The following is a 17,178-nucleotide window of genomic DNA, read 5'->3' on the forward strand; positions in this document are numbered from 1 at the left end:
CCAGAGCATCCCCCGCGTCTAGCCCCTTTTTAGCACAACTGGTAACCCAAGAGTATCCCCCGCGTCAGGCCCCCTTTATAGCACAACTAGTTACCCCAGAGTATCGCCGCGCATAACTGGTTACCCAAGAGTATTCCCGCGTCTAACCCCTTTATAGCACAACTAGTTACCCCAGAGTATCGCCGCGTCTAGCCCCTTTTTAGCACAACTAGTTACCCAAGAGTATCCCCCGTGCCAGGCCCCTTTATAGCACAACTAGTTACCCTAGAGCAACGCCCCGAGTCAAGCCCCTTTATAGCACAACTGGTTACCCCAGAGTATCCCCCGAGACAGTCCCCTTTTAGCACAGCCTGCTCCCCCTTGGTGCTCCCTCCAGCCGCCATTCAACTCTTCTTCAAATGCCGCACTTACCCGTAACCCGCGGAATCGTGAAGGCATACAATACGTTGTTGTAATGGCTTTTTAAATTATCCTGTCCACCCAGTAGCAGCCAAAGTTGTCATGCCTCTCTATTTGAAGCATATACATGAGGGGAGTAACATTTTGGGCTTATGCTCTGGGCTTGTCTCAGGGTTAGATTATGCCAAGAAGGAGGACATTTCCCGTGTTTGACCAGTCCCACGGCTTGCGGTTTGATATTTATGAACGGATTCACCTGCCGGCAGAGCTGCCTGGAATAGCAGAACTGGAAGAGGTTGAGCTGCTTCCGGACATCCAGGTAATTCAGCGGGAGGACCGGGCTGAGCTATACGGCCAACTGCTGCTTACCGGTCTTTACCGGAGTGAAGACGATGTGACACAGCGTCTGGACCATGCGATTCCCGTTGAAATTACAGTTCCGCTGACACGGATCAGCTCGCTGGAAGACATAGGGGTGGAGATTGAGAACTTCGATATCGATCTGCTCACGATGCGTACGGTGAATATTACAGGTGTATTGTCGCTGCGGGGCATCGAAGGCACGGAAGCTGTGCCGGCCTGGCAGGAAGAAGAGTACACAGTAGCTTATTCCTCCTCTGCTGAGCAGAGACCGGTCCAGGTGTCTGCCGAGAACCCGCCCGAAGGGGATGCACTGTACGAGAATTCGATCTGGACCTTTGGCGAAGGTGCAGCCGAGGAGACTTCGATAGAGGAGCGGGAGAATACTGTAGCGTCAGCGGAAAATCTGGCGTTTACCGGTGCTGAGCCTGTGGCTTTCGCAGCATCGCCCGAACCTGTTGATGCTGAGGCACCTGCCGTTCATTCACAGGGCAAAGCACAGGAACCCCGGGTATTCACACATAGTTTGGAGTCGACAACAAATCTGCAGTCTGGCAGTCCCCAGTTCGCTGAAACTCAATTCACTGAAGCTCAATTTACTGAGGCTCAGTTCACCGAAGCCCAGTTCACTGAAGCTCAGTTCACTGAGGCCCAGTCAGCTGGAGCACCGTCCGCACCTGCAGATAACTGGCTTAATTCCGAGCATTGGAATCGCGAGGAGACCGGACAGCCCGCGACCGAGCATCTTTCCCCGGAAGTGGAGAACAATGCTGCCGCTGTCAGCGAATCTAATTCGGAGGTAGCAAAAGAGCCATCACTGGCTGCTGTACATTCCTCTGAACAAGCAGAGGCCAATCTGGAGAAGACGGCGGCCCCCGAGGCGCAGCCTGTTCCAATAGCAGATTCGGTGTCCCACGAAAGTGAGGCTTCCCCTGAGGAGAAACAGGATCTCAAGGTTGCGCTAGGCAGCAAGAAGGAAGAAGCCACGAAGGAAAAAGAACATCTTACGTTCTCTTCGTTGCTAAGCTCCAGCAAGAGCCGCAAGGAGCAGGAGGCTCTTCAGGCTGAGGAGTCGGTTTCAGAGGATGCTGCTGTACCTGAGGTCGGCAATGATACGGAGTGGAAAAGCCGGTTCATCAGTTCTTCGAACAGCAGTAACCTGTTCCGTAAAGTCCGGCTATGCATTGTACAGCGGGAAGAGACGCTTGATACGATTGCCGAGAAGTACCAGCTCAGCGCCCGTGAACTGGGCCTCTATAACCGGCTTAGCGGACAGAGCGTTGAAGAAGGTCAAGTTTTGTATATTCCGTAATAAACGCTGCACTTACCCAGGTTGACTATGTTTGACTCTAAATGTATTATGGAGTAAGCACTATTTAGTCAAAGACTGGGAACGGGAAGAGTAGGCGGTAAGCCCTTCAGAGAGCGGAATTGCAAGTGCTGTGAAATTCCGCAGGATCCAGCCCCCGAAGTCGCCCCGGAGTCGCCCCTCTGAGCTTGTCTTTCATTCTGTGGAATCCAGGTTAGGAAGTGGCCGGTAGCAGCCGTTATCTGTACGAGGTGTCGCACTGGGTTTCTGGCCTACTTTAGGGTCAAGAAGCGGAGTTTTATTTTTCCATTGGTGCGAAACAAAGGTGGTACCGCGAAAGAATGGCCTTTCGTCCTTTGAGACGAGGGGCTTTTTTTGTTTTTTTTGCAATCTAAATCAGGTATAGCTGTAATCAAACGATGTTAATGGAGGGTATAGAAATGGCTGAACACAATAACAATTCATCCGAGGAGCTGTCGGGCCAGCAGGATTCAGCGGCAGAGAACGCAGCCCAGGATTCCAAGAACGGTATGCCGACAACATATGATCCCAAGGCAGCGGAGGATAAGTGGTATCGCTACTGGATAGAAAATGAGTTTTTTAAGGCTGGATTGCGCCCGGAAGCAGAACCCTACAGTATTGTCATCCCCCCGCCGAATGTAACGGGCATGCTGCATATTGGCCATACGCTGGTTAATACGCTACAGGATATCCTTATCCGCACGAAAAGAATGCAGGGTTACGATACACTGTGGCTACCCGGAACAGACCATGCCGGTATCGCCACTCAGACGAGAGTGGAGCAGAAACTGCGCGAGCAGGGGATTAGCCGTTATGATCTCGGGCGTGAGAAGTTTTTGGAGCAAGTGTGGGAATGGAAAGAACAATATGCTGAAGTCATTCATGAGCAGTGGGCAAAAATGGGGCTGTCGCTCGATTATTCCCGCGAACGTTTTACGCTGGATGAGGGCATGTCCCATGCGGTGCGCCACGTCTTCGTGAAGCTTTATGAGAAGGGCCTGATCTATAGAGGCAAGCGGATTATTAACTGGGACCCGGCTGCCCGTACAGCGCTGTCTGATATCGAAGTAGAGTACAAGGAAGTTAACGGCCATTTGTACCACCTCCGTTATCCACTTAAGGATGGCAGTGGTTATATTACAGTAGCTACCACCCGTCCAGAGACGATGCTGGGCGATACAGCGGTAGCGGTGCATCCAGAGGATGAGCGTTACACAGATATGATCGGGAAGACGCTGATTCTTCCAATTATTGGACGCGAGATTCCGGTTATTGCTGATGAGTATGTTGACAAAGAGTTCGGTAGCGGCGCGGTGAAAATTACACCGGCCCATGATCCGAACGACTTCGAAGTAGGACTACGCCACGATCTGCCACAGATCAACGTGATGGACGAGAGCGGCACCATGAACGCTGAGGCGGGTCCATATCAAGGCCAGGATCGTAGCGATGCCCGCAAGGCAATTACGGCTGATCTCAAGGAGCAGGGTGTCCTTGTATCCATCGAAGATCATGTGCATCAGGTGGGTCACAGCGAGCGTTCAGGCGCCGTGATTGAGCCGTATCTGTCCACCCAATGGTTTGTAAAAATGCAGCCTCTGGCAGAGGAAGCGATCAACGCGCAGAAGGATGGAACAGGCGTTAACTTTGTACCTGAGCGCTTTGAGAAGACCTACATGAACTGGATCGAAAATGTTCGCGATTGGTGTATTTCTCGTCAGCTCTGGTGGGGACATAGAATTCCAGCCTGGTATTCCGAATCTACTGGCGAAGTATTCGTAGCCATGAGCGAGGAGGAAGCGCAAGCAGCAAGCGGCCTGAATGACCTGAAGCAGGATGAGGACGTACTGGATACCTGGTTCAGCTCGAATCTGTGGCCGTTCGCCACACTCGGCTGGCCGGATGAGACGAGTAGCGATCTGGCTCGTTATTTCCCGAACAATGTGCTCGTTACCGGCTATGACATTATCTACTTCTGGGTAGCGCGGATGATTTTCTCCTCTCAGGAATTCACTGGTAAGAAGCCGTTCAAGGATGTGTTGATTCACGGACTTGTACGTGATGCCGAAGGACGCAAAATGTCCAAATCGCTTGGTAACGGTATCGATCCACTTGAGGTTATTGAGAAGTACGGCGCGGATGCATTACGCTACATGATCTCCACAGGTATTACTGCTGGACAGGATCTGCGCTTCCGTATAGAGAAGGTAGAGCAAGCGCGTAATTTCGCCAACAAGATCTGGAATGCGTCGCGCTTTGCACTGATGAATCTGGAGGGTGTTTCCTTCGAGGATATCGACATTACAGGTGATTTGAGCACAGCAGATCATTGGATTCTACACCGTCTGAACGAAACTTCTCGCGAAATTACGCGTCTAATTGACGCGTACGAATACGGCGAGACGGGCCGTGTGCTTTACAATTTCATCTGGGACGATCTCTGCGACTGGTATATCGAGTTCGCCAAATTGAATCTGTACGGCACGAATGAAGCCGCCAAATCGAAGACGCAATCGGTTCTGGCTTATACGCTTGATCGTACCCTGCGTCTGATTCATCCGTTCATGCCGTTCATCTCGGAAGAGATCTGGCAGCATCTGCCGCATGAAGGAGAGACGATCACTCTTGCAGCTTGGCCGGAATATGAACAGGCACTGGAGAACGCCGAAGCTGTTGCGGAGATGAATATCCTGATGGATATTATCCGCGCTGTCCGTAATATCCGGGCGGAAGTGAACGTGCCGATGAGCAAGAAAGTTGACCTCATCATTAAAGCCGGAAATGAAGACATTCTGGGCATCATCCAGCGCAATGACAATTACATCAGCCGCTTCTGTAACACCTCCTCGTTCGCAGCCGGCCTGAATCCGGTAACCGAGGGTAAGGTGATGTCGGCTGTAGTTACTGGCGCTGAGCTGCTGCTGCCGCTGTCCGGGCTGATTGATATTGATCAGGAAATTGCCCGATTGGAAAAAGAAGTTCAGACGCTAAACAGCGAAGTTGAACGTGTGGAGAAGAAGCTGAGCAACCAAGGCTTCGTAGCCAAGGCTCCAGCAAAAGTCATCGAAGAGGAACGGGCGAAACAGGCCGATTATTCCGCCAAACGGGAAAAGGTTCTTGCCCGCATCGCAGAGCTGAGAGGATAAACGACATGGAAGACATGATCCGGGGCGGAGGCACCGCCCCTCTTGGAACATATAGAGAAGCTGTGGACTGGATTAACGGCCTGATTCCATTCGGTATTCGCCCAGGAATGGAGCGGATACTAGCGATGATGGAAAAGCTGGGCAATCCGCACCGCAAGCTTAAGTTTATTCATGTAGCGGGAACGAACGGCAAAGGTTCGACCTGCGCTTTTTTGACAAGCACCTTGCTACAAAGTGGTTATTCCGTTGGGACATTCACTTCACCGTATATAACGAAATTTACGAACCGGTTTCAATATAACGGGGAGGACATTTCGGAGGAGACTTTGACAGCAGTAGCGAATACCCTGCATCCGTTGGTGGAAGAGATCGCAGCAAGCGAGCTTGGTTCGCCTACCATGTTCGAGGTAGCCACAGCACTAGCGATTGTCTACTATGCGGAGCATGCCTATCCCGACGTTGTCGTATGGGAGACGGGGCTTGGGGGAAGGCTGGATGTAACGAACATCGTTACCCCTATCGTCTCGATCATCACCAACGTGGGCTTCGATCATACGGATGTCCTTGGAGATACCCTGGAGCAGATTGCCACAGAGAAGGCCGGAATCATCAAGCCCGGCGTCCCTGTGGTTAGCTGTGTGACTCAGCCGGAAGCAGTAGCGGTGCTCAAGAAAAAGGCGGCGGAATGCCGCTCCAAACTCTACCTTGCCGGAGAAGACTTCAGCTATGAAGTCACCGGAATCCGTGAGGGTCTGCAGACCTTTATGTTCAAAGGTCCTTTCCGATCGATTGAGATTGGCATCGGCTTGAAGGGTGAGCATCAATGCAGCAATGCTGCCGGGGCCATGATGGCTCTGGAATCCTTGCGGCAGTATATGGCGTTCATGCTGGATGATGAAGATGTGCAGGAAGGCTTCCGCCGCACTTTCTGGGCCGGAAGACTGGAAGAAGTATCTCCAAGGATTGTGCTGGACGGCGCCCATAATCCGGAGGGGGCGGAAACGCTCGCCAAGAGCCTCCCGCAGTTCTATAAATACGATAAATTAAATTTGCTTATGGGTATGCTGGCAAATAAGCATCATGAATCGTATTTCAAGCATATACTGCCTATAGTGGATACGCTCATCCTGACCGAACCGGATTTCCGGAAGAAAATGGACGCGGAAGACCTGCGGGCGATTGCAGAGAGCTTGCGGGAGAAATATGCCAAAGAAAATTTGGTGATTATAGTAGAACGTGATTGGGACAAAGCGCTGCAATTGCTGAAGTCGACTACAACTCAGGAAGACCTGGCAGTAGTCTCCGGCACGCTGTATTTAATATCTGATGTGCGCGGTGCGATTTTGCAGCAACCCGATTCTGAAAAAGGCTGGTGACGAACTGTTGGATACTACTGAACGTGTGCATTTTATAGGGATCGGCGGCTACGGTATGAGCGCGATTGCCCGAGTAATGCTAGAAATGGGATATACGGTGACGGGCTCTGATGTCGCGTCGCAAGAATTAACGGATAAATTGATTGCTAAAGGCGCGAAGGTCTATATTGGACATACCGCTGAGCAGGTAAAGGGCGCGGATTTGGTCGTCTACTCTACCGCTTTGTCCAACGACAATGTGGAATGGGTCGAGGCGGAACGGCTGAAGATTCCGGTTCTGCACCGCTCGCAGATGCTGGGCCGGCTGCTGAATGAACGGAAAGGCGTCGCTGTTGCTGGCGCCCATGGTAAGACCACAACCTCATCCATGATCGCTCTGGTTATGGAAGAATGCGGTGTGGACCCTACGTATATCATCGGTGGGGAAATTATGAATATCGGTACGAATGCCAAGGCCGGACAAGGGGAGTATGTCGTTGCAGAAGCGGATGAGAGTGATGGCTCGTTCCTGCAGTACCACCCTTGGCTGGGCATTGTGACGAATATCGAAGCCGACCACCTGGAGAATTACGGCGGGGACTTTGGCCGCCTGAAGGCTGCTTACGTGCAATTTATGAACCAACTACGTGAAGATGGCACTGCTATCGTATGCTCGGATGACGAGAATGTTATCTCTTTGTTGCCTGAAGTGAAGGGCAATGTAACAACTTACGGTATTCATTCACCGACCGCAGACTACATTGCAACTGACATTGTGCTGGGCGACAGACAGGTGTCCTTCACGATGAACGGCTATGGCGAGGTGCTGGGCCGGATTGAATTGTCCGTACCTGGACAGCACAACCTGTACAATGCGATGGCTACGGTTATCACTTGTCTCAAAGCAGGGATTCCGTTCGAGGATATTGCCAAGGCCATTGTTAATTTCCATGGTGCCAAGCGCCGCTTCCAGGTTCTCGGTGAAGTGGATGATATCCTTGTCATCGATGACTATGCACATCACCCGACTGAGATTCAGGCGACCATCAGTGCTGCCAAGGCAACTGGCAAGCGGATCATTGCCGTATTCCAGCCGCAGCGGTATACTCGCACCTTCTTCTTGCTGGATGCCTTCAGCAGAGCTTTCAGTGAAGCGGATGAGGTTATTATTACCGACATCTACTCCCCGGCTGGGGAGAAGCAGATCGAAGGCGTAACCTCAGCGAAGCTGGTAGAGCTGATCAAGCAGAACAGCAATGCGGGCGCACGTCATCTGCCGACCAAGGAGGATGTTGTGGCCGATTTGCAAGACCGGATTGCGTCAGGCGACCTTGTGATTACGATGGGCGCAGGCGATATCTGGAAAGTGGGTTACACGCTGGCGGATCAATTGAAGAAACGCTAACATCAGGCAGAGCCCAACCAGGGAATCAGGGATTTACGTTTGAACTACACCCCTTAAAGGTTACCCGGGATAACAATTGTTATTCCGTTACCTTTAAGGGGTGTTTTTTGTAGTTAGAGAATTATTTGAAATTAGAAGTGAACAAGCATTGTTTTTTTGCCGATAAAGCCTTAGGATACATCTTGGAATTGATAAATGAGTGACTTTCTCGTACATGGTGGTGGCTAATGAGCTTTCAGATTGAGATAGAAAGTATGATCACTGCATTCATTTTCGGTAATTTATTCACTATTCTTCTTGCAACCTCTTATCAGTTTCGTTCTCCCAGAGATTCTGCTTCCCGCCTGTTTACCTTCTCCAAATGGTTGCAGCTCGGTTACTGGAGCTCACTGCTGATCTGGGATGATCTCCCCCATGGCTTCATCATACCAATCAGCAATGGCCTGATGCTCTGCGGAGGTTGTCTGGAAATGCTGGCCTTGCTCAAAATGCTAGGGTTGCTCGGGGACAAGGTGAAGATATATTACGCTGTATTTATCGTTGGCAGTGTACTGAGCTATGCCATTGTCGCTTTGTTTTTTAACCAATCTGGTCTGCGCATCGCGACGGCCTCATTGTGGGTCATGTTATTCATTCTCTATCCGGCTCGGCTCTTGACAGCTGACAAATACGCCTCGCCACTGCAAAAAATGATGGGATCACTATTCTATGTCTATGCCATCATTTTAGGAGTAAGGGCAGTGGTTGCTCTTGAAGAGCCGAGGATGACTGTGTTCAGCGGCAATCTATCTCAGGAATTATATTACATCGGCCTGTATTTACTGATGATTTTATACAATGCTGGTTTTTATCTGCTGTCGAATGAGCAATCCCATGAGAGGTTGAAACGTATTGCAGCCTATGACGAGCTTACCGGAATTCTGAGCCGCCGGGCCTTTATGAGTGAGACCAGGGTGAAGCTGGATCTAGCTGCGAAAAGACAAGCATGGGTCTCTTTTCTCCTGCTGGATATTGATCATTTTAAACAAGTGAATGACAGCTGGGGGCATACTATAGGGGACAAGGTACTCCAAAGCTTTGCATATACCACACAAGACAAGCTGGATTTGGGCGATTTGTTCGGCAGACTCGGCGGCGAAGAATTCGCTATTTTGCTCGAGGGGGCGAATGAAGAAGAAAGTAGCCGCAAGGCGGAGAATATCCGGCTCGCCATAATGAACTCCACCTATCCGGAGCATTCACTGCAATATACTGTTAGTATTGGCGTTATTACCATTCGGCCTCAGGGCAACTCTGATTTGGACAAACTTTACACAATCTCCGATACGGCGCTGTATCAGGCAAAGCAGAACGGGAGAAACCAGGTGGTTCGCGCTAAATGGACCTGAGAATTCCAATGGATATGAAGGATTATCGAGCTTGTTAACGCATAGGGGGGTGAAATTATCAACATCAACTTTAATCTGAATACACTTTTGTTCTGCCTGATGCTCGGGAATCTGTTTACAGTGCTGCTCATCTTGGCCTATCGGTCCCGTTATCACAAGGATATGACCTATTCCATATTTATTGGTGGCAAAGGTCTGCAATTGGCACTGCTGATCGTGTTGATGCTGAGAGATTTCATTCCCTCCGAATGGATAATTCCTCTTGTGGCCTTACTCGGCATCAGTAGTGGAATAGTGGAAGCCCTGGCCCTGTTGTTGCTTCTGGATGCCTCCAGTCATGCGCTCCAGAAACGTTACTGTACATGGGGAGGGGGTGCCGCCGTTCTTCTGTTGCTTCTCCATGTAGCCTTTGGGCAGGAACGTGTCCTTTTGGCGGGACCGGCTGTGATCAGTGCAATTGCACTACTGTACCCAACTTACAGACTGGCAGTGAAGAGTAAGGATTCCCCTTTACAAAAAATGATGGGTCTGCTGTACAGCATAGCTATTGCCGCTCTTGGCTGCGGTGCTTTTACCATTCTATACCCTGAAAATTTGTTGAGCGCGCAAGCGGAACAAGGCCTGCAGATGTTCTTTCGAATGGGAATTTATTTGCTGATGTTCCTGGGAACGGCCGGCTTTATGCTGCTCTCGAGGGAACAGTCTTACGCTGAACTGGAACGGGTAGCGAGCTATGACGAGCTAACGGGTATTCTTAACCGCAGATCGTTTGCCTTGCGCGCTCGCAGGCTGATCGCTACGGCAGCGAAGGAAGTCACGCCGTTTTCGTTCCTGCTGCTAGATATTGACCATTTCAAGAGTGTGAATGATACATACGGGCATGACACCGGGGACAAGGTGTTGAAGGATTTTGCTGCCAAAATAGTACAACAGCTTAGGAATGAGGATCTCTTCGGCCGGTTCGGCGGGGAGGAGTTCGCTGTGTTTCTTGGGCAGGCGGACGAAGCGGCAAGCGATGAAATTGCCGAACGGCTGCGGACTTCCGTGTCGGGGGCGGTGATCAATGGTATCCAGTTCGATTATTCCGTCAGCATTGGGATCATCACCGTGCAATCAAGTGAGCGGATCTCGCTCAATGCGTTGTATAAGCTGACCGATAGCGCGCTTTATCAAGCAAAACAAAACGGCCGCAATCGTGTGGTGCGCAGCCAAGACAACAGCTCTCATCTGGACTAAGGCAGATGGGGGCTGTTTTGTGCATCTCTCTGTAAAAAGTGGAGGTGTTGTAATATTATCTGGGACAAATTATATAGCCTCTCTCTAAATCTTGATAAAAATAATTCTTTTATCCTATAAATCGACACCCTTTTCGCGAAAGATGAGTTACTATAGATATGCATCTAAAGTTTCATATCATAAGTAGGATGCCTTTTATCCTGCTTTTTTGTGCGCGAATAGCTTGGGGAGAATTATTTCTATAGAGCAACAAGGAGTCGAAATTCATGCGTAAGAGATTATTATTCCTGTCCGCCCGTACTCATAGTCAGGAAGATGGCGAAGGCTGGATCAGGACGAGAAGTATTCTTGAGATGTTACTGGAGAAATATGATGTTGATCTGCTGTTGTATGGTAATTATCATACGGCTGATCTACCGGAAGCTGCGGGCTCACTAACGGTTCATCAGGTCAAGATGACGGGCCCTTTACGTGGGAAGAAGCTGGGGTCGCTATATACGCCGGGAAGACGGTTCTATCCGGGAAATATGAGTAAAGAAATGAAGCTCGCCATCGCCGAGCTTTGCCATATGAATTCATACAGTCATGCCTTCTTGTCCTATAACTTGCCTGGAAGTTATCTGGATATACTAAACCGGGTGCAGCCTGGGATTACTTTGATCATGGATGCCTTCCAGCCACGGACTGGACGTACTTATCTAAAGACGGGCAGAAAGAGAATCTTTATTAAGCCCTATGACCATCTGAATGCTGCGCGGTTACGCAAGGACATGCAGCGGACGATGAACAAGACGGCGCTGCTGCTGGCTGCTTCAGAATGGGATGCTCTTTCGTTCAAAGCGGTATCCTTCGAGGATGCTGGCAAGGTACAGGTGCTCCCCTCGTTTATCAATCTTGATAAATATGAGAAAGCGGAGCCAGTGGGTAAAGTGGACGGGGTTGTTCTTCACTGGAATATGAGTACCCCGCAGGGGAAACGTGCTGCACTGCTCTTTCAGCAGAATATTCTCCCGGCAGTTCGTGAGAAGGTACCCGGATCTAAATTCTATATCACCAGCAATCTACTGGAACCTGAAATTTTGGAGTCGCTTAAGGAAGAAAAGAATGTATTCATTGCAGCCTCTGCCGAAGAGGCGATTCATTACATACGTCAATCCAAGGTTTTGTTTGCCCCTTTGCTTGAAGGGATAGAGGCCCGTCCAGAAATTCTGGAGTCATGGGCGTTAAAAACACCTGTTGTCACGACGTTTCGTGGATCGGAGACCCTAATCTGCGAACATAAACAGAATATCCTGACTGCAAAGACCATCGAGGAGATCGCACAAAGTATTGTAACCCTGCTGCAGGATCAGGAGCTGGGTGCCATTATCGCTGACCGGGCATTTCAGACCCTGCTGAAGCATTACGAATTCACGGACATCAAGCAGAAAGTACTTAGCCTTGTCTAAGAATGGGCTGACGTATAAATAAAACAACCCGCACAGAAAGGCAAGAGTCTTGCCGTCTGTTGCGGGTTGTTTGTATAGCTGGGATTACAGCAGATTGCGGCGCAGTTCTTCCGCCGATTTCGGCGAGAGATGTCCCAGTGGGATATCGAACACGGTTTTAGCTCCGCTTTGGCCTTCGTTGCTTAGGCGGACAGCGGCTCTAGCATAAGCTACGAGAACGCTGGCTGTGAATTCAGGATTGCTTTCCAGCTTGAGGCCGAACTCAACAATTTGTTTTGTGCCTTCGCCGGTAACACCACTGCGAATGACAAATCCGCCATGTGGAATTCCGCTGTGTTGTGCGGCCAGCTCTTCCTCCGTGATGAAGGTAACTGTAGTATCATAGTCGGCAAAATAGTTAGGCATGTTGACGATTTCGGCACGGATCGCTTCGCGGTCTGCACCTTCCTCTGCTACAACATAACATTCTCTAAGATGCTTCTCGCGTGTAGTCAGTTCCGGTGTTTCTCCGGAACGGATGGCATCGATAACTTCTTGGACAGGAACGGTATATTGTACGCCGGCTTTGACGCCTTGTACCCGGCGGATCGCATCGGAGTGGCCTTGGCTGACGCCTTTGCCCCAGAAGGTATATTCCTTGCCCTCAGGCAGAATGGATTCGGCCAGCAGGCGGTTCATTGAGAAGAGGCCTGGGTCCCAGCCAGTAGAGATTACGCTGAGTGTGCCGCCTTGCTTAGCTGCGGCATCTACGGTAGCAAAGAATTCAGGAATTTTGGCATGTGTATCGAAGCTGTCCACTGTATTGAACAGGCTCGCGATCGCAGGTGTCTGTTCCGGCAGATCGGTAGCAGAGCCACCACATAGAATCATGACATCAACTTTACCTTTATACTGCTCAACGGCCGAAATATGCTCGAATTTCACACCGGCTTCACCGGCTTCCACTTGTCCGGGTTCCCGGCGAGTGAAAATTGCTACGAGTTCGATATCCGCGCTTTGGGCAATCGCCTTGCGCACACCTTTTCCAAGATTGCCATAGCCTACGATTGCTGCTTTGATTGACTGTTGCAGAAGAAGCCCTCCTAATGTGATAGAAAATGTAAGATTAACCCCTAGAATGTTGACTATCGGGATCAAGATTTAAGCTTGTGCCCTCAACGTAACACACGGTGTTATTTTAACATAATATGCGAAGAGAGCGTACACGTAAAGGGGACAAGCTTGTATTTTTCAAATGGTAAGAGGCCTTCAGAATAGAGGTAAATTCTAAAAATATAGCATATCTCCCTATCTTCTATCATATCTTCTGATATAGAACAGATAAGGTGAGGTGCGGGCAGTGAATAACGGGAGAATGACATTCCGGTTCGATGTTGATAAGGACAAGCCGTGGCCGAAGGAAGAAGAACGCCGCTCCGGTAGCAATGTCGGGACGGCTCAGGAATATAAGACTGAACCGCTGAAGCAGGAGGACGATTTTCTGGACCACGGTTGGGTGTTCGAGCCGGAATCGCTCACCATACGTGAAACCGTGTCCCAGCCTACTTACGGCTATTCATCAGGCATGAAGGACCAACGCTGGCAGGATGTAGAGAAGATAGAGGAGGATGGTGGCATATTGCCGAGGCGGCAGACATTCTTTCATGGTAATACGCCTCCTGACCTGTGGGATTCCCGCCGTCCTCCGCTCCCTATTGTCGAAGAAGAGGAAGAAGAGGAATGGCGTTCGCGCAAAATTCCAACCCAGCCCGGATACGACCCTGTTCCGGAACACTATGAATACAATGGTGAAAAGGAGATTGGCGGGTACGGTGGTGCTTATCATACTCGCCGTCCCTCATATTGGTGGAAATTTGCGCTCTCCGTCGCCGGAGCGTTAGGAACGGGACTGCTACTAGGTTACACTGCTCTTTCCTTCTTCGGCGGGGGTGGCCCGGGTGCTGGCGGTAATGCACCTGTCACTGGCCAAGCTGCCGTACAGAATCCGAACAGTGGCAAGGCTGTGGATCCTGCTGGCGCAGGAACTTCGGGGCTGCCCTTAGCGGAGAATGGAAATCCCAGTGTGAACACGATTCCCGTGCACATTACGCCACAGAGCTACTACTTACTCCAGTATGGCGTCTTCAGCTCACCGGACGGTGCTTCCCAAGCCCGGAAGGAACTGCTTGGCGCTGGTCTTGCCGCAGGGATGGACCCGGATGACGGCAACCGGGTATATGCGGGTCTGTCGCCGGACAGGGAACAGGCCAAGCTGCTTAGCGGCGGCTTGAAGAATCAGGGCATTGAGCTGTATGTACGGGAAGTCACCCTGCCGGCTGCAGAGCGGCTGGCCTATGCCGGGAACGCCGAGACAGTGGAAGGCTACTTCACAGCCAGCGACAAATTGCTGGGGGAACTTAGCAGTCTGTCTGCTGCACTGCTTAGCACGGGACTGGGCGATACGGCAGGAGCTGCCGTTGTCAGCGATCTTCATCTCCAATGGAAGGAGGCCGCCAAGGGGCTGGCGCAGTCGCTTCCGCCGGAGACACAGGCCCTCTTCGCCTCGCTTGAGAAGTCGATGAACCAGGGTATCTCAGCGCTCGCTGAGTATAATAAGAGCAAAGCTAGCGGACTGTTATGGGAAGTACAAGGCTCGATGATGGACTTTCTAACCGGTCAGAAAAAACTGTTGGCCGCCATGGGGGCCAGTTCCTCTTAACCTATAAATCCTTTCTATTGGACAATTGCTAATAGAGAGGATTTTTTGCATACTAGGGAATGAGGATTTAGAGTTTGTATTGAAATCTGTTTCACCGTATAATAATTAGGATGTAAAAAAATGGTGAGGGAAGACGGACATGAAGAAGAAAAATGTAGGAATACTGCTGTTATTTCTAATTCTGGGCTGGCTGACTGGTGCTTGGATTGCCAAGCTGCTGGAACCTGTAAAGGCGCTATCTTTTCTTACGAAATCGACGGTGCTAAAATGGTCGCCGCAAGCCGATTTTGACATCATTAGCTACGACATCACTATTCAATTTAAACTTTGCATATTAAGTCTCGTTGGAATCATAATAGCTGTCTGGCTGTACCGCAGGCGGTGAATTTTCGTACCATCAACGATTTACAAAACTATTGCAAGAAGGTCTGGGGATCACACTAATGAAATCCATGGTGGGATTATCGTCCCGGATGTACAGCGGCAGCGCCGACGATGAGTCGTAGGCGTGAGCCGCTTTTTTGTTGCTCAGAATCTGCTCAGAATTTGCTCAGAACGGTGTGCTATGGTTAAAAAGTTCCGGAAGAAATAGGGAAAAAAGAACTATTTTCGACAGAAAGGGTGTGGAGTTGTCGACTGGGGATTTCGTATTTAGCAAAATACAAAGTCGTGTGAACAAGGAATATTTAACTTAAGCAATAGGTTTGAATTGACTCATGCTGTTGCTTTAAAGGGAAGAGAGGGTTGAAGTATTATGGAACGAACGTTTAAAAAATTTATATCGTATGTCCTGTTATCGGTGTTGTTCTTTGGTATAATCACCCCCGCTTTGCCAGCAGGAGCTGCTCCAGCGGCTACAACGAAGTGGGTAACGTTCAAATATGATGATTTTTCCGACACCAATATTAGTAGTGTATTATCTCTAAACGGCAAAAGTGCTGTTGTATCCGATACAGGTGCCAATCCTAAACGCATCCTTCGTTTAAACTCAGCAGTAGATGGTCGTACCGGATTCAGCTCTGGGGGTTCATACGGTACTGTATTCAGCAAGCAGAAAATTTATAGTCAAAATAGTTTTTCCTTCAGTACCTATTTTTCTTTTCGGTTTACCGAGCAAGGATTTGCCAGCGGATTTAATGCTCCAGTGAATAATCCTTCGGGAATTACTGGTGCTGACGGGATTACTTTTACTGTTCAAACCATGCAGAGCAATGCCGGTACACCCGGCGGCGGAATTGGATATAGCGGAATTACTCCGAGCTTTGCAGTTAAGTTCGATACTTACAGGAATGTGGAACTAGGTGATCCGAGCGATAGCTATATCGGGCTTGGCGTAAACGGTAATATAAATAATATACTTCCGACCTACAACTTACTTCCGATTGGATACAAGTTAAAGGACGGTTCAGTCTATCACGCTTGGGTAGACTATGATGGCTCTACGAAGAATGTGAAAGTGTACATTAATAAGGGTTCTAATAATAGAAACACGGCAATAAAGGCACTAGATGTGAATAGCGTCGATCTGGGGACGATTTTTAGGAACCAGGATGCTGTTTTTGCTGGGTTTACGGCTTCGACTGGTGGAGCTTGGGAGAATCACGATATCTTGAATTGGTATTTTACCAATAATGTTGATCCGATTGATACGGCTGATCCTAATACAAAATACCAGCAAGCACCTATTTCCGTTACAATGGCAACTGCTGCTAATAGCAAGCCAGGCAAAACACAATTGACAGTGACGGCGAAGGATTCAAGTGGTAATCCAGTAGGAAACGTTCCTATTACGATTAAAGCGAATAGTGGAACCATTGAAGATCTTAACGGACAACCGATTACACCTGTACCAGCAGTAATAAGTGCGAATGCTAATGGCCAGGCACAGGTGCTACTGAATATGGGCTCTACACCTAACACGAATCCTGGTAGCGTAACGGCAATTGTCGAGGGGGGAGCATACAGTGTTCAGGATATTCCAGCTTCTCCTATAAACTTGACGAAAAGCGATATAACTAATACAGGGGCTACGTTAACTTGGAGCGCTGTGACGGGTGCAACTTCGTATCAGTTATTTGATAACGGAACGCTGCTTACTACCGTGAATAACACGAGTTATGCTGTGACAGGTCTGGCTGCAGGAACAAATCATACTTACACGGTAACGGCCGTGAAGAACAATGTACAATCAGCACCTTCAGCATCCGTTATTGTCGATATTCCAGGACCTGCGCCAACGCTGCCAGCATCGCCATTGCCGGGAACTGGTCCGAATACGACGAAGGTAACGGCAAGCGCAGGAGCGGGCAATCATCTCGTGACGAAAGTGTCCTCGACCCTGATTCCTACACCAAACGTAGGGGATGCAGCACCAACAGGAGCGGGAGTAACAAATCCGTATACGGCTGGTGCA

General features: G+C 49.7%; 11 protein-coding genes. 10 read left to right on the forward strand and 1 reads right to left on the reverse strand.

The window, feature by feature from the left end; all coding sequences use genetic code 11:
- The first annotated feature begins 604 nt into the window (after nt 1–604).
- From HPT30_RS01180 to HPT30_RS01210, 7 genes are all read left to right on the forward strand, one after another.
- The gene (locus tag HPT30_RS01180) at nt 605–2,071 is read left to right on the forward strand and encodes a LysM peptidoglycan-binding domain-containing protein (RefSeq protein ID WP_175369727.1); all 1,467 of its coding nucleotides are present in this window, start codon (nt 605–607) and stop codon (nt 2,069–2,071) included.
- 527 nt (nt 2,072–2,598) lie between these two features.
- Entirely contained in the window at nt 2,599–5,235 is a 2,637-nt protein-coding gene (locus HPT30_RS01185) for a valine--tRNA ligase (RefSeq protein WP_246316858.1), read from the forward strand.
- 5 nt (nt 5,236–5,240) lie between these two features.
- Entirely contained in the window at nt 5,241–6,611 is a 1,371-nt protein-coding gene (locus HPT30_RS01190) for a bifunctional folylpolyglutamate synthase/dihydrofolate synthase (protein ID WP_175369729.1), read from the forward strand.
- Between the two features lie 7 nt (nt 6,612–6,618).
- A complete protein-coding gene (murC, locus tag HPT30_RS01195) occupies nt 6,619–7,995 on the forward strand; it encodes a UDP-N-acetylmuramate--L-alanine ligase (protein ID WP_175369730.1) in 1,377 nt (458 codons plus the stop codon).
- 227 nt (nt 7,996–8,222) lie between these two features.
- Nucleotides 8,223–9,383, forward strand: coding sequence for a GGDEF domain-containing protein (locus HPT30_RS01200; protein WP_175369731.1), 1,161 nt, complete (start codon nt 8,223–8,225; stop codon nt 9,381–9,383).
- 120 nt (nt 9,384–9,503) lie between these two features.
- On the forward strand, nt 9,504–10,619 hold the full coding sequence (locus HPT30_RS01205; RefSeq protein ID WP_175369732.1) for a GGDEF domain-containing protein: 1,116 nt from the start codon (nt 9,504–9,506) through the stop codon (nt 10,617–10,619).
- A gap of 266 nt (nt 10,620–10,885) precedes the next feature.
- Nucleotides 10,886–12,067: a glycosyltransferase gene (locus HPT30_RS01210; RefSeq protein WP_175369733.1), complete on the forward strand. Its 1,182-nt coding sequence runs from the start codon at nt 10,886–10,888 to the stop codon at nt 12,065–12,067.
- A gap of 84 nt (nt 12,068–12,151) precedes the next feature.
- Here the strand turns inward: HPT30_RS01210 and HPT30_RS01215 are convergent, their stop codons facing one another.
- Nucleotides 12,152–13,138, reverse strand: a complete 987-nt coding sequence (locus HPT30_RS01215) for a diaminopimelate dehydrogenase (protein WP_175369736.1) — start codon at nt 13,136–13,138, stop codon at nt 12,152–12,154.
- A gap of 268 nt (nt 13,139–13,406) precedes the next feature.
- Between HPT30_RS01215 and HPT30_RS01220 the strand changes: the two genes are divergently transcribed.
- The 3 genes from HPT30_RS01220 to HPT30_RS01230 all read left to right on the forward strand — a co-directional run.
- Nucleotides 13,407–14,765, forward strand: coding sequence for an SPOR domain-containing protein (locus tag HPT30_RS01220; RefSeq protein ID WP_175369734.1), 1,359 nt, complete (start codon nt 13,407–13,409; stop codon nt 14,763–14,765).
- Nucleotides 14,766–14,904: 139 nt separating this feature from the next.
- On the forward strand, nt 14,905–15,150 hold the full coding sequence (locus tag HPT30_RS01225) for a DUF4321 domain-containing protein (RefSeq protein WP_175369735.1): 246 nt from the start codon (nt 14,905–14,907) through the stop codon (nt 15,148–15,150).
- 369 nt (nt 15,151–15,519) lie between these two features.
- Nucleotides 15,520–17,178 (forward strand): lectin-like domain-containing protein (locus HPT30_RS01230; protein ID WP_376766979.1); only part of this gene is annotated, 1,659 nt, incomplete at its 3' end.

Origin of the sequence: Paenibacillus agri, assembly GCF_013359945.1 — a bacterium.
Lineage (GTDB): Bacteria > Bacillota > Bacilli > Paenibacillales > Paenibacillaceae > Paenibacillus_AQ > Paenibacillus_AQ agri.